The 13,642-nt window shown below is 59.1% G+C and carries 11 protein-coding genes; 2 read left to right on the plus strand and 9 right to left on the minus strand.

What is annotated here, in order from left to right:
- Positions 1-7: 7 nt before the first annotated feature.
- A complete protein-coding gene (proS, locus tag K349_RS0109560; RefSeq protein ID WP_029165596.1) occupies positions 8-1,447 on the minus strand; it encodes a proline--tRNA ligase in 1,440 nt (479 codons plus the stop codon).
- A 110-nt stretch (positions 1,448-1,557) separates the two neighbouring features.
- Entirely contained in the window at positions 1,558-3,654 is a 2,097-nt protein-coding gene (locus K349_RS0109565; RefSeq protein ID WP_029165597.1) for a patatin-like phospholipase family protein, read from the minus strand.
- 123 nt (positions 3,655-3,777) lie between these two features.
- On the opposite strand from K349_RS0109565, the gene K349_RS0109570 reads away from it, so the two are divergent.
- The gene (locus tag K349_RS0109570; RefSeq protein WP_029165598.1) at positions 3,778-4,503 is read left to right on the plus strand and encodes an SDR family NAD(P)-dependent oxidoreductase; all 726 of its coding nucleotides are present in this window, start codon (positions 3,778-3,780) and stop codon (positions 4,501-4,503) included.
- Positions 4,504-4,515: 12 nt separating this feature from the next.
- On the opposite strand, the gene K349_RS0109575 is transcribed toward K349_RS0109570, so the two are convergent.
- From K349_RS0109575 to K349_RS0109605, 6 genes are all read right to left on the minus strand, one after another.
- Positions 4,516-5,637, minus strand: coding sequence for a hypothetical protein (locus K349_RS0109575; protein ID WP_034265563.1), 1,122 nt, complete (start codon positions 5,635-5,637; stop codon positions 4,516-4,518).
- 66 nt (positions 5,638-5,703) lie between these two features.
- Positions 5,704-7,740, minus strand: a complete 2,037-nt coding sequence (locus K349_RS0109580; protein WP_029165600.1) for a methyl-accepting chemotaxis protein — start codon at positions 7,738-7,740, stop codon at positions 5,704-5,706.
- A gap of 337 nt (positions 7,741-8,077) precedes the next feature.
- Positions 8,078-8,422, minus strand: coding sequence for a hypothetical protein (locus tag K349_RS0109590; RefSeq protein ID WP_029165601.1), 345 nt, complete (start codon positions 8,420-8,422; stop codon positions 8,078-8,080).
- A 52-nt stretch (positions 8,423-8,474) separates the two neighbouring features.
- Positions 8,475-8,960 (minus strand): chemotaxis protein CheX, encoded by a 486-nt coding sequence (locus K349_RS0109595; RefSeq protein WP_029165602.1) that lies wholly within the window; start codon positions 8,958-8,960, stop codon positions 8,475-8,477.
- A gap of 127 nt (positions 8,961-9,087) precedes the next feature.
- Positions 9,088-9,576, minus strand: a complete 489-nt coding sequence (locus K349_RS0109600; protein WP_029165603.1) for a hypothetical protein — start codon at positions 9,574-9,576, stop codon at positions 9,088-9,090.
- The gene (locus tag K349_RS0109605; RefSeq protein ID WP_157367354.1) at positions 9,570-10,430 is read right to left on the minus strand and encodes a lysophospholipid acyltransferase family protein; all 861 of its coding nucleotides are present in this window, start codon (positions 10,428-10,430) and stop codon (positions 9,570-9,572) included. Before K349_RS0109605 ends, K349_RS0109600 begins: the two co-directional genes overlap by 7 nt.
- 217 nt (positions 10,431-10,647) lie before the next feature.
- Here K349_RS0109605 and K349_RS0109610 point away from each other — a divergent pair, with 217 nt between their 5' ends.
- Positions 10,648-11,445: a universal stress protein gene (locus tag K349_RS0109610; protein ID WP_029165605.1), complete on the plus strand. Its 798-nt coding sequence runs from the start codon at positions 10,648-10,650 to the stop codon at positions 11,443-11,445.
- A gap of 171 nt (positions 11,446-11,616) precedes the next feature.
- Here K349_RS0109610 and K349_RS0109615 read toward each other — a convergent pair whose 3' ends face one another.
- On the minus strand, positions 11,617-13,605 hold the full coding sequence (locus K349_RS0109615; protein WP_029165606.1) for a TRAP transporter permease: 1,989 nt from the start codon (positions 13,603-13,605) through the stop codon (positions 11,617-11,619).
- Positions 13,606-13,642 lie beyond the last annotated feature (37 nt).

Raw genomic sequence — 13,642 nt, forward strand, 5'->3', positions numbered from 1 at the left:
ACCACAATCAGTACGCCTTGGCGAAAATGGCGAGTCTGGCATCCTTCTTTCCCGTGTAGAAACACGTCCCTCGAGTTTCGTCTCCCAAGGGAAAACAACGCACCGTCGCGCCCGTGGCATCCTTGATGGTCTTCTCGTCCTCCCGGCTTCCCGCGAAATAGGCCTTGAGAAAACCTCCGCAGTTCTCCAGCACGTCCTTGAATTCGTCCATGGACGAAACGGAAACGGTGTTGGCGACGCGGAATTCCGTCGCCCGCCGCAGCAGTTCCTTCTGGATTTCCTCAAGGAGCATCGGAATCTTCTCCACAACGGCATCCCGGGCAATGTCGCCGCGCTCACCCGTGTCGCGGCGGACATACCGCACCACCCCTTCGGCACGCTCGCGCTCGCCCAGTTCGAGCCGCAGGGGAACACCTCTCTGGAGATGGAAGAAGAAGCGGTCGCCCGGCCTCATGTGAAACTGCGTGTCTACCTGGGCGCGCTGCATTCCAAGGACTTTACAGAGGGTTGCCGCCATCTCCCTCGCGTCGGGGAGGAGTTTTTCCTGTAGTGTCGCCTCGTCGGGAGAGATGGGGAGGATCACCGTCTGAACGGGCGCCACTCGAGGAGGCAGAATGAGCCCGTCGTTATCCGAGTGAGTCATGATGATGGCGCCGATAAGGCGCGTGGAGACACCCCAACTGGTCGTCCAGGCATGCTCGAGCGTTCCCGCCATGCTCTGAAACTTGATGTCGAAGGCCTTGGCGAAGTTCTGACCCAGGAAATGGCTTGTCCCGGCCTGAAGGGCCTTCTTGTCGCTCATCATGGTTTCACATGTGTAGGTGTTGTCCGCCCCGGGGAAGCGTTCGCCCTCGGATTTCTCACCGGGAATGACCGGAAGGGCAAGTTCGTCCACCATGGTCTCCCGGTAGACTTCGAGCATTTTCAAGGTTTCTTCCATGGCCTCCTCGCTGGTGGCGTGAGCGGTATGCCCCTCCTGCCAAAGAAATTCGGAGGTGCGGAGAAAGAGACGAGGACGTTTCTCCCAGCGCATGACGTTGCACCACTGGTTGATCAGAATGGGAAGATCCCTCCAGGACTGAACCCACTTGCTGTACATGTGGCCGATGACGGTCTCGGAGGTGGGACGGACCACAAGGGGCTCCTCCAGTTCTTCGCCCCCCGCGTGGGTAACCACGGCACATTCCGGGGCGAATCCCTCCACATGTTTGGCTTCCTTTTCGAGAAAAGAATTGGGAATGAGGAGGGGGAAATAGGCGTTCACGTGCCCCGTCTCCTTGAACCGGCGGTCAAACTGCTGCTGGATGTTCTCCCAAAGGGCGTACCCGTTGGGGCGCACCACCATGCATCCTCTCACGGGAGCGTAATCAGCAAGTTCCGCCGCCTTGATGACGTCGAGATACCATTGCGAGTAGTCCGTTTCTCTGGATGTGATGTTACGGGCCATATTCGTTTCCTCCTGTCTGCCGTCTTCTTACACCGCGCCTCGGTCACAATGTCCGGATTGTATCCGGTGCAAGATCTTCCGTCCACACGTTCCGCCTCGCGACAAAAAAATCAGGGAATCAGCTTATGCCCCTGGTAGGGACCTCCCAGCTCGAAACCGAAGGTCCAGTGACCGCGGTCGTCGTAAAGGACCATGACCGATCCGCCCAGGAACTGCCCCGGCATGGAAAGTGCCACGCCGATCTCCCAGGGGGATTCCTGCTCGGTCCAACTGTCGTTGAAGATGGCACCCTTGGCGGCAAAAAAGTCGCCGTAGAGCGAACCGAATCCGCCCTTCCAAAGGAGGCGGCGCACCGCCACACGAAACCACGCCGCGTAATCCCCGTACAGCGGCGAACCTCCCAGGGAGCGAAGATCGTCGGGAGAACCGAGGTACGCACCGTGAACCGGGTTCCCAGAATTCCCTCCCGTGACTCCCCCCGCCACAAGGAGACGCATGTCCTCCCGAAGGGGTTTCACCCACGTGAAATCAAGGCTCCAGAGAAACTCACTGCAATCCGCCCACCAGAGGGAAGCGACAATCGAACTTCCTCGGGTTGGATCGGCGAGATCGTCGAGATCACCATACCGAAACGTCATCTGGGGACCCCAGTTGTGCTCATCCGCCACACCGGATTGTACGTATTCGCCAAAAATTCCCCATTCCATCTCGAGAAGACCCCACCATTGCGTCCTGGAAATTCCCAGCGTGTATCGGTCCCACTCGAAGGAACCGGCATTGCGCGTCTCGGTCTCCCAATGACGTACTGAAAAAGCGATCTCCTGCCGTCGGTAACCTGAGACGGGTGAAAAGTAGCGTGCCTCGAGACCGAGGTTGTCGCTCAGGAATAGGTCCGCCCGCAGAAGGTCGCCTTCGCGGAAGAGATTCCGGCCCAATCCCGTCAGGTAGAGCCACCGATGAGAATCCAGATTCGAGGTATACCCGTCGATGAGCACCGAGTAGGGAGCCGCCTCTTGGGCGAGAAGAACCACTTCCACACCTCCCGGAACGGGATCAAGCTGGTAGCCCACCGCTCCCACGTCGTCCCGCTCTCCGATGATAACGCAGGCATCGAGAATGACTGCAGGGTCCACGGGTTCCCCTATCCAGGACGCGTAGGTGCGCTCCAAGAAACTCTTCGTCACGGGAGGCACACCCTCCACCCGAACGCCTTTTACCAGAGGAGCGGGAACGCGCCGCCGCTCTCCCGGGAGCGGCGCAGAGGACGCAACGGTTCGGAGGCCCTGGAGTGCATCCTCCGCGGCCTTTCTTCCCGCCCGGACGATCTCCTTTTCGTTGCCTGTTCCGAGCGTGGAAAAATCGCCCACGGCAGGGCGTAACACGAGGGCCGCCTCGGCGAGATCCTCCTCGATGTTTTTTCGCGTCATGATGGTGATCCCCTGGTCGAGAACGTCCGTGACAAAACGAAGTCTCGAACGGGAGCGCAGCCCGCTGGAGACATCCACAGCAATGACGGGGTACCCTGGAAAAACCTCTTTGGCGACACGAACGGGAATATTGGCGACGAGGCCTCCGTCCACAAGAAGCCGGCCTCCCATGGGCCAGGGCTCGAAGACACCCGGAATCGCCATGGACGCACGCATGGCTGTGGCAAGCCCACCTTCCCGGAGGATAACCATCTCCCCCGTCTCAAGATCAGTCGCAACGGCAGCGAAGGGAATGGGAAGATCGTCGAAGTGGACCACCGGGGCATGTGCAACGAGCGAGAGGAGCTTGTTGAGCAGGCGCGTTCCGTTGATGACGCCGAGAGGCCCTGTGGGCTTGTTGTCTTTGTCGAAGTCGATACGGAAAAAAGCCTGGTCCGGCTTGCCCTTCTGTCCGGCCGCAGGAACGGTTCTGTCCTGAAGGAGTGCCGCAATGTCCAGATCCAGAACGACCCGTTCCAAATCCGTTCCGGAATACCCCGAGGCAGCGAGTCCTCCCATGATGGCTCCCATGCTCGTTCCCACGATCCCCACCACGGGGATGCCCTCTTTTTCGAGGACCTGGAGGACACCGATGTGGGCGAGTCCCTTGGTCCCTCCGCCGGAAAGCGCGAGCACCACTCCGCCCATCTCCTTTGGAGAAAGTGCCTGTCCCTCGTCCGCCTCGATGACACCCGCGGAGCAGAAGAGCACAAGAAACAGCGCCGCTAGCCGTTTCAACATGACGCGATCTCCTCCCTTTTCCTGTTACCGAAGCATGATACCATAGACAAAAGACATCGCGGGCCAGGAAAGGAACACGCGACATCACAAGAGTGCACAAAAACTGATAGGGAGGCGGAGAAAATGCGGCGAAGAGCATTCATCACGGGAGGAACAGGCGGCATCGGGCAGGCCACGGTGCTTTTGCTGGCAGAGAAAGGGATCGACGTGGCTTTTACCTACACCAGCAATGAAGAGAAGGCAAAGCAGCTCGTCTCCGACGTTGAAAAACGGGGAGGAAGCTGCCTCGCCTACAGGGCCGACGTCACGCGCATGGAGGAAATCGCCGCCGCTGCGGTGGATGCGGGAGGGCGTTTCGGCGGCATCGATTATCTGGTGAACAATGCGGGCGTGCTCGGGAAAGCGACTCTGTTGCTGGACATCGACGAGACGGACTGGGATCACGTCCTTTCCGTGAATCTCAAAGGAGGATTTCTCGCCACAAAGTGCATCCTCCCCTACATGATGGGCAGGGAAGGGGCGTGTATCGTCAACGTGAGCAGCATCGCCGGAAAGAACGGGGGGACCATGGGAGTCCACTATGCAGCGAGCAAGGCGGGGCTTCTCGGCTTCACTTTCCATCTCGCCCAGGAACTGCTCAATCTGGGAGTCCGGGCCAACGCGGTGGCTCCGGGTCCGGTGGACACAGGCATGCTCGACAGCGAGACCAGGGAGCGGCTCCGAGAACTCTCCCCTCTGGGGCGCATTGCGTACCCTGCGGAAATCGCCACTGCAATTCTTTTCCTTCTCGAAAACCGGTACGTGAACGGCGAGGTGCTTGATGTCAACGGAGGGCGCTATATGGACTGACGCATTTCGAACTCACCACCAGAGAAAAAAGAGGAGAAGGAATACCGCGACCAGTCCCAGGACGAGAACTCCCCAGAAAAACCAGGGAATTCCGGAGATGCCTGTCCGAGATCCGCTTGCCGCTCCATCGGCAAGCTCCACTTTGATGTCGCCGTGAACGACAGAACGAAAGAAGGTGTCCTCCCCCTCGACCCGCCCGTAGATTTCGTACTGTCCGTTTTTGAGGACACGAATCATGTACACTCGGCCCGGCACTTTGGGAAAACCGCGTCGTTCGAGCAGGAGCACGTCGCCGGGGTAGACATCCGAAAGAGGAACACCGTTCACAGGATCCACCACGGGGTCGAGAAGCCGCACGCCGGTCTCCGGAAGGATGACCGAGGCGGCAGCCTCTTCGGCAGGTCTGTTTTGCTCGTTTTCCTCCCCTCGTCGCTCTTCGCCGAGCGTGCTGTCCACGTAGGCATCGAGAGCGTTCTGGAGAGGCTGGATCTCCAACCCGAGGTCTCTCAGTTCCGGCAGAGAAACCATCGCGACCCTGAGCACGCTCAGGGAAATGTTACGTCCAATCGCCTCGCGCATACGTTTCTCCACGTGAACCGATGCACCGCGCAACGCGTTGGAGTCCTCGAAAAACTGGCGACTCTCGCCGGAGGAACCCGCGAATCCTCCCGTCGCCAATTCCAGTTCACCCAGCATCAAACCGATCATCTCGGGAAGAAACCCCTCGGATTGTCGGGCCAGCTGTTCCGCAGCATACCAATCTCCCTCGGAAACCTTGGGAGTCCCATGAGTCCCCATTCCCGAAACCAACTCGAGGACCCGATTCCAGACACGAAGCGCGCCGCTCCCCTTGTTGTAAGGAACCGGCGCGATGCTCCACCAGAGAACGCGTTTGTCCGGAGCCAACACGGCACCGAGAACGATGCTGATCTGGTCCGTATGGGGAAAGGCGCACCAGAAAACCATGTACTGTCTGCCGTTCGCCGTAAGAAAGGCAAACAGCTGCGCCGGATCCGCGCCTCCCCCGGCCTCCATGTAACGCTGCACTAGGGTTTCCACTTCCTCCCGGCGAACACCGATCACGTACGAAAGAAGATGCTGCAGATAGGACAATTTTTCTTCTTGGTCCTCCATGACCTCCACCCACCTTCGCGTCATCTCTTTCCATGAATGTCCGGTCAGAAGTGGGTCCTTTCTTCGTCAACCCCTGAGCGAGAGCGTTTCCTTCGTTTCTCCGTCGAGGCGATATTTTCTGAGGTGCTCCTGAAATTCCCGGGCGATTCCGCTCAGTTCTTCCGCGGCGGAGCGCAGTTCTCCGCTGTTTTTGACCACATCGGAAACCACGTTCCTGATCGTCAGGGCCTCATCCTTCGTTCGCGAGGCACCATGCGCGAGACGATCTATGGATGCCGCCATTTCCTGGGCACCGGCGGATTGCTCCTGCGCCGTGGCTGCCACGTTCTGAATCTGGTCACCGATGGCGGAAATGGCATCAAGAACCGCCGCGATGCGTTCTTCCATGACGGCACTCTCCTGCCGCCCCTGAGTGGCAAGCGAAACACCCTTGTCCGCGGACTGAACAGCCCTGTCCGTCCCACCCATGATTCCCTTGGCGAGGTCTCCGATCTTCCGGGCCGCCAGGTTGCTTTCCTCGGCAAGCTTGCGGACTTCCTCCGCAACAACGGCGAAGCCTCTTCCCGCCTCTCCGGCCCGGGCCGCCTCGATGGCGGCGTTGAGCGCCAGAAGATTGGTCTGATCCGCAATGCCCGCGATACTCGCCACGATACTTCCTATCTCGCCCGCCTGGGCATGAAGACGTGCGACCGCCTCGGCCACATCCTTGAACGCATCGGACATCTCCGCGACCCGGCGGGTCGTGGAACGAGTGATCTCTCCGGCTTTCTCCGCGTCACTCCGAAGCGTTTCCGCGTGATTCGACGCCTCCGACGAGGCCTGGGCCGCCCCCTGTGCGCTCGATGCGATCTCTTCGATTCCTGCATTGGCGGATTCCACCGCCTGAGCGTTCTCGTCCGCGAGGGCCTGAAGGGCCACGATCTTCTCTTCCACCGTTCGGATGATCTTGTCCGTGTCGTCCGCCACGGTATCGAGCATTTTCGCTTCCTTTTCGAGGCGGTTCGTCTCGGACCGGAGAGAAAGGAAAATTTCCCGCTGTCCCTGAATGATACCGTCCAGGGCGGCGCCTACCATGCAGAGTTCGTCTCCTCCGCACATGTCCGCCGCTGACGTGAGGTCACCGGCACGCACCGCATCGGCGGTTTCGAGAAGGACTCTGACCGGGCGGATGATGCCGCGCACGACAAAAAAGATCCACACGCCGAGCAGGAGAGACGCCGCAAGAGCAACCAGAATCTGCCGTTTCCCGAGCGCACCGATGGGAGCGAAAAGCCCCTCCTCGGGAACGGAAAGCCCAAGACTCCATCCCGAAGGAAGAGACCCGAAATAAAGCCGCTTGCGTTCACCTGCCTGCGTGTAGGTCCCCGCGCCATTCTCCCCTCCGATCATGCGTCGGCCTAATTCGGCAAGTTCCGGGGCAACCGCGTCGGAACGTTCCGTAATGCGGACCTTGAGGCGAATATTTTCGTCTGGATGGGCGATGATCAGCCCTTCCTGATTGACGAGAAAACCGTATCCAAAGCCACTGATCTTCTGCTCCACCACAAGGGAGACCAGCGTGTCGAGATCAATATCGGCGCCCACGACGCCGATCAACGAACCGTCTGCGGTCAGAACCGGCGTTGCGATGGTGAGAATGACCTTTCCTGTGTTGGCATCCACATAGGGATCGACATAAACGGTCTTCTTTGCCTCCACCGCCTTTTGGTACCAGGGACGCGTGCGAGCGTCGAAATTTCCCGGAGGAATCCACCCCGATCCATCCACAAACTTTCCGTTGGGAAAGCCAATATAGATATCCATGAATCCGGCGGCTTTGTTGGTCGCGGTGAGCAATTCCATATAGGGGAGGAGCATGGTGGACGTTACACCGAAGTTCTGCCACATGTATCCGACGTTCTCCGCAGCGTTGGCCACGACCTGCTCTCTTCCGTTCAGCCAGTTGGCCACGGAGCTGACCGCCATGGATGCACTGTTTTTCCCCGAGACTTCCAGTTCTTCCGAGAGAATGTTCCGAGCACCCACATAAGCCATACCCGCCATGACACCCACCGCAACGAGCACCCCGATTCCGAGCAAAACCAAGCGCGCACGCAACGTCATCGTTCCGTCTCCTCCCAGACCGAAATAATATGACTTCTTTTTCGCCAGGAACAGCCCGCCACGCGATTATGCGTCTCCCTCTTCCCCTTTCGGAACATTGCGCGGAACGTTCGTTCCGGTACATCGAAAAAAGACGCTCCCGCTCTCTCGCGAATCGAGGAGAGGAGACACCTCCAAAGGAATGCTGCAGTCAATTGACGACAATATGCCCCTTCCGCACACGTCATTGCGTGTTGTCGCGGTTCCGGGTACTCTCCGGCAATGGTCGCCGCGGAGCAAAACCATGGGGCGAAACGATGCCCTGCGGTCTTGTCCCATCGCCCTGCCCCACCTTTTTTTATTCGTTTCCGGCCCCCAAAACAGCATCAAGAGAGCACCGGAGATCGTCCCAGGACGAAGGAATACCTCGAAGCAAGAGTTTTCCATCGAGAATCCACGCCACTTCCGTACTTCGTATGCGAAATCGGAACACGTCTTTCAGGGCGATGACGTTCCTCGGGTCGATCAGTTCCAGGCGCACGGATTCGCCGAAGTGATCCCTCACATTCCGGAGTAATTCCCCCATGCGACGCATCTCCGCCGCCATGGGGAAGGATTCCATTTCAATCCTCCCGTATTCGATAGGGCAGCATCCCACACCGAAACCAGGGCGCTCCATGTAGACCTTGAGGACTCTCTCCATTGGCAGTCACGTCCTTTCCTTTTTCCGAACGCCCGGTGAAAGCACAAGCGCCTCAACTGTGCAGGGAGACCACCAAATAGATGTTTCCTTTGGGGTTTACCTGAAAAGGAAGCGTGAAGGAAACGATTCCAGGCTTCTGAGGAGGTACGGCCTTGATGTTCTCCCCCGCGATGATCTGGGGAGGAGTCAGATCCATGCCTTCTATGTCGAGTTTCATCAGCGTCTGGCCACTCACCATGTTCGTCAGCTCTCCCACGACACTCAGCGCCACGTTGTCCTCCAGGTTCGGCGGAATCATACCTCCGGACATGGCATTCACATAACTCGCAAATCCCTGCTCGTCCACCATGAGCGCCGCCGTGCCGTGCACCCCTCCTCCGACAAGCCCCACCAACGCCGCAACACGGCTTCCCGGAGCATTGACCCCTTGCGTCACCTGCGTTTTTACGAGAGACACAGTGACACCCAAAGTTTGACTCACGGAAACCAATCCGGCTCCGAAACTGTTCACGAACTTCGACAGCAATTCTCCCGCCATTGTCGACGCTCCTCCTGGGCCAATCCTCCGATTTTTTCCTCGTCCTCCCGGTGGGATCGAGGTTTTTCCCTCAAATCCACACCACGCTTCAAACAAGAGGTGAAAGTTCCCGTCACTCCTTGCAACATCATTCTACCCGTCCTTCTCCGGAGATCCAAGAAGGCTTCTTTATTTTCTCGGGACCCAACGCGGCAAGAAGGGTACTCCAGGCCGCAAGGTCATCAAGGGGCCGAGGTGGGACCTGCAGCGAGAGGGGCAGCAGACGCCGCATTCCCCTGGGAGGATGCAACTCCCAGTAAAGCCTGCGGGCATCGAGCGTGGAATATCGCTCCTCCACGACGCGAAGGGAAAACGCGCCTTCCGAGAGAAGCTTTTCCATTTTTTCCGATCCCGTTCCGTTCCCGAGAAAAAGAACCCGCACTGCCTCGTTCGGCACGTTCTCCGCACACCCCTCGGTGTGCCAGGGCTCCAAGCTCTCCCATCGCCTCGTCCGAAGAGCATCCAGAAAAACCGGCAATGCCGAAATCGGCGCAATTCCCGCGAGGAGAAGCGTGCCATCCTCCTCCGCAAGGACCCAGCCGAATTTCTCCCTTCCCGGATCGACACCGGCTAACACGAGATCATGGCCTCCGTGGAAGCCCACCTGGGATAGAGCCACATCCACTGTTCCGGATAGGAAACGATCCATTCGCTGAGGACATCGTTACTGCGCCGTACGGAGTCCTTTTCGTCCTCCCCGAAAAGCGTTCCCTCTTTTCCCTCCAGCGGAGAAAGAAAATGAAGATCATGAAAAATTCCGTCCTCACGACGAACCATGAAAAGAGGCACCACGGGAACCTGAAGTTTGAAGGCCATTTTGACGGGACCATAAGGGGTACTGGCAGGAAGACCGAGGAAGGGAACAACAATTCCCCGATCCTTAGGATCCTGATCGAGCAAAACTCCAAGAATCTCGCCTTTTCGCAGACAACGCAAAGCTTCTTTCAGATCGAATCCTTTGCCGATGGTGACGACACCACAGGAACGCCGCAGCTCTGCAATGAGATCGGAAATGCGGGGATCCCGCTGTTCCGCACCGATGGCGTTCATGGGATATCCCCGTTCCGCAAGCCAAGCGGCGGCCATCTCCCAGCTCCCAAAATGCGCCGTGAGGAGAATGACACCCTTTCCCCGGGCGAGGGCGTCTCGCAGATGCTCCTCTCCATGAACGGTAACGAAGCGTTTCACCTGTCCCTTCATTTGAGGAAGCCGGAGAAACTCCACGACACTGCGTCCAATGTTCCCATAGGAACGCCGCACGATATGCCGCGCCTCGGGTATTCCCACTCCCAGAGCCCGGACGCAGCGAGCTTCCGCGCCGTCCACACGCTTCTTGTCCCAGATCCACAACAATGTTCCAAGTGTCTGACCAACCCGGAGCGCGGCGCGGTGAGGCAGGTGGTTCACCAGTCGCCGCACAACACAAAGCATCTTCCAAACCGCCTCCCGATTCACCCTTGACGTCCCTCCTTGATACAACAACTTCCACACACGTCCCATGCCTCCATAAATGGCCTCCCCTGTTTTCTCCGGGGTGCGTCGCTCCTCTTCCCCTGCATGCTCTCCACTGCCCACTTGACCGACAGTGAAGACATTCTATACTTTTCTCCATAATTCTGAAGCGACAAAACCGCTCGGGAGGTGTGTCATGCTCGAAAAAATCCTCTATCCTTCGGACCTTTCTCCCTTCTCCCAGAAAGGACTCGCCTGGGTCGCCGCCAAGGTGACGCGAAAAGAATCGGAAATTGTCATCGCTCACGTGGTGAATCCCGCCGCCGGGTACAACACACCGCACCTCGTCCGAGAGGCGGAGATCAGGCTCGCCGTCATGGAGCAGAGCCTCCTGCCTTACAATCTGCGCCACGACACGGTCGCCCTTGCGGGGGAAGAATTCGAAACCCTCGCGGAATACGCACAGAACGAGGAGTGCACGCTTGCGATTCTCCTCGCCGAACCGGACGACGATCTCCTCGCCTTCGTCCACAAACTGGCAATCCCACAGTTAATCCTCAAGACCGACGGAGAGGAGCTCCCCGAGAGAGACCTTTTCGAGCACGTGGTTATCGCCGTGGGGCTTTTCGAAGAGAGAACCGAACGTCTTCTCGAAGCGGCACGGGCATTCCTCGAGGGAAGAAATGCCTCCGTGACGCTCCTCCACGCCGTCCCTCTCGATGACCCCGGCAACGCGGATCTTCTCGTGCAGGCCGCAGATGCGGCACTTCAGACCGTTTCGGATGCACTGACTCCCCTGGTAAAAGAAGTCCGCACCCTCCTCGTGAGCGGCTATCCCGAGGAGGAACTCCCCGCGGCACTGCAGCAGCTGGAGCCGTCTCTGCTCATCCTGGGCGTCTCCCAACACGGCGAACTCTGGGAAGTCCTGGTGGGAAGCGTCGCCAAGTCACTCATCGAGGAAACGCCCTGCCATATCCTCATCGTCCCGAACTGAGCTTTTTTCCGCTTCGCCACACTTCCTCCCTCTCATCATACCAGCATTTTTTCCGATCCGAACGCACGAAGCGGAGGTACCGAGAGTTTCCGGCGCCTCCGCTTCGTCGGAAAACCGCACTCCTCCGGATTATCCGGAGAAGAAAACATCCTCGTAAGGCTGCCTCTCGGTCTACGCCCCGAGGGGAACCCTTTCCTTTCCCGCCATGAAGCGCTGAACGAGAAAGAACGCAAAGAGTGTCGCGATGACCGCAACCTTTGTCACCGTTCCGGGGAGAAAGGCCGCGACCCCCGCCAGAATTGCGACAGCCCGGGAGGGTACTCCGAGATTACGGAACATCCATCCCTGCCCCCCCGCCGCCAAAGCCACCACGCCGAGGAGGGAAGCCACCACGAGAATCGCCAGGTGAACCGGCTCAGGCTGCTGGAGAATGATCATGGGGGTGTAGATGAACGTGTAGGGCAGCAGGTAGGCCACGATGACCATGCGCGTCGCATGGAGGCCGGTGCGCGTCGGGTCCGCTCCGGCAATGCCCGCCCCGGTGAATGCGGCGAGACAGACGGGAGGGGTGAGATCCGCCATGATGCCGAAGTAGAACACGAAGAGGTGGGCCGACAAGGGCAGGACACCGAGCTTGATCAGCGCGGGAGCGATGATGGTGCTCGTGACGATGTAGTTGGCGGTGGTGGGAAGCCCCATTCCCAGCACGAGGCAGGCCACCATGGCGAGCATCAGGGTGGGCAAAAGCCGTCCCCCCGCCACGTCGATGATGTTGTTCGAGATGGTGAGCCCCAGGGACGTGAGGGACGACGTGCCCACCACGAATCCCACGAGGGCGCAAGCGACGGCCACGCCGAGCGCGCCCCGGGCACCCTCGTCGAGGGCGGCGAGGATCTCCCTGATGCCCAGGCGCGTGTGCGCTCGGAACATACTCACGACAACCACGGAGACGATTCCCCAGTAGGCGGCGGCAAGGGGTGTGTATTTTTGGAGCAGCATGGTGATGATCACCGCGAGAGGAATCAAAAGATGCCCGTCCTTGCGGAAGACTTCACCCACCCGGGGCAGTTCGGAACGATCGAGCCCCTTGAGCCCCCGCCGCCGGGCACGGATATGCACGTTCACGAAGAGCGCCCCGTAATAGAGCAGCGCGGGAATGATGGCTGCCGCGGCGATCCGCAGATAGGAGATGCCGAGAAATTCGCTCATGATAAAGGCCCCGGCCCCCATGATAGGCGGCATGAGCTGGCCCCCCGTGGAGGCACAGGCCTCAACCGCTCCCGCATATTCGGGAAGATACCCCACGCGTTTCATCAGAGGAATGGTGAAGGCCCCCGTGGTGGCCACGTTGGCTACGGAAGAACCGTTGATCGTCCCGAGAAGCCCCGAAGCGACAATGGCTACCTTCGCGGGCCCACCCGGGCTGTGTCCGGCCACGGCCAGGGAAAGCTCGTTGAAGAAACGCGCACCTCCGCTCCGGGAAAGAAACGCCCCGAAAAGGATGAACATGAAGACGAAGGTGGCGGACACTCCCAAGGCAACGCCAAAGAGCCCCTCCGGGGTGAGGTACATGTGCTGGATGATGCGGGAAAGCGAGTAGCCTCGGTGCATGAACATTCCCGGCGCATACCGCCCGAAGGCGCAATAGAGGAGAAAGAGGAAGGAGAGCGTGGGAAGAACCTTGCCCACAATGCGCCGCCCCGCCTCGAGGACAAGCGCAATGGTGAGCACCCCGAGGACGACATCCGAGGAAAGCGGACGAGCCCCTCTCCGGGCGATCTCGTTGAAGAAGAAGACAATATACCCGGTGCCGACCACGGCAAGAGCCGCAAGAATCCAGTCATACCAGGGAATTTTTGTACGATTCAGCCTCGGGGACGCGGGATAGAGCAGAAACACCGCCGCAAGCGCGAAGGTCAGGTGCACCGCCCGCTGGATCGCCGTGGGCAGAAGGCCGATCCCGGCCGTATACATGTGAAACAGGGACATGGCAATGCACCAGGCGGAGACCACATATCCCTGCCATCCCGTCAGCCTCCGATAACGACTCTCCGTGTCGTACTTTTCCACCAGGTGCTGTACCTGCTCCTCCTCCAGAGACTCGACCACAGGAACACCACCAGCGGAAAGCTTCTCCACGTCTTTCTCGCTATTCGACATTATACTGCATCACTCCCCTGAGCATGAAAAAAGGCGG

Origin of the sequence: Aminiphilus circumscriptus DSM 16581 (genome assembly GCF_000526375.1) — a bacterium.
Classification (GTDB): Bacteria; Synergistota; Synergistia; order Synergistales; family Aminiphilaceae; genus Aminiphilus; species Aminiphilus circumscriptus.

What these genes read in the sequence shown, in the direction of transcription:
- proS (WP_029165596.1), bottom strand. Translation starts at nt 1,447, where the DNA reads ATGGCCCGTAACATCACATCCAGAGAAACGGACTACTCGCAATGGTAT.
- K349_RS0109565 (WP_029165597.1), bottom strand. Translation starts at nt 3,654, where the DNA reads ATGTTGAAACGGCTAGCGGCGCTGTTTCTTGTGCTCTTCTGCTCCGCG.
- K349_RS0109570 (WP_029165598.1), top strand. Translation starts at nt 3,778, where the DNA reads ATGCGGCGAAGAGCATTCATCACGGGAGGAACAGGCGGCATCGGGCAG.
- K349_RS0109575 (WP_034265563.1), bottom strand. Translation starts at nt 5,637, where the DNA reads ATGGAGGACCAAGAAGAAAAATTGTCCTATCTGCAGCATCTTCTTTCG.
- K349_RS0109580 (WP_029165600.1), bottom strand. Translation starts at nt 7,740, where the DNA reads ATGACGTTGCGTGCGCGCTTGGTTTTGCTCGGAATCGGGGTGCTCGTT.
- K349_RS0109590 (WP_029165601.1), bottom strand. Translation starts at nt 8,422, where the DNA reads ATGGAGAGAGTCCTCAAGGTCTACATGGAGCGCCCTGGTTTCGGTGTG.
- K349_RS0109595 (WP_029165602.1), bottom strand. Translation starts at nt 8,960, where the DNA reads ATGGCGGGAGAATTGCTGTCGAAGTTCGTGAACAGTTTCGGAGCCGGA.
- K349_RS0109605 (WP_157367354.1), bottom strand. Translation starts at nt 10,430, where the DNA reads ATGCTTTGTGTTGTGCGGCGACTGGTGAACCACCTGCCTCACCGCGCC.
- K349_RS0109610 (WP_029165605.1), top strand. Translation starts at nt 10,648, where the DNA reads ATGCTCGAAAAAATCCTCTATCCTTCGGACCTTTCTCCCTTCTCCCAG.
- K349_RS0109615 (WP_029165606.1), bottom strand. Translation starts at nt 13,605, where the DNA reads ATGTCGAATAGCGAGAAAGACGTGGAGAAGCTTTCCGCTGGTGGTGTT.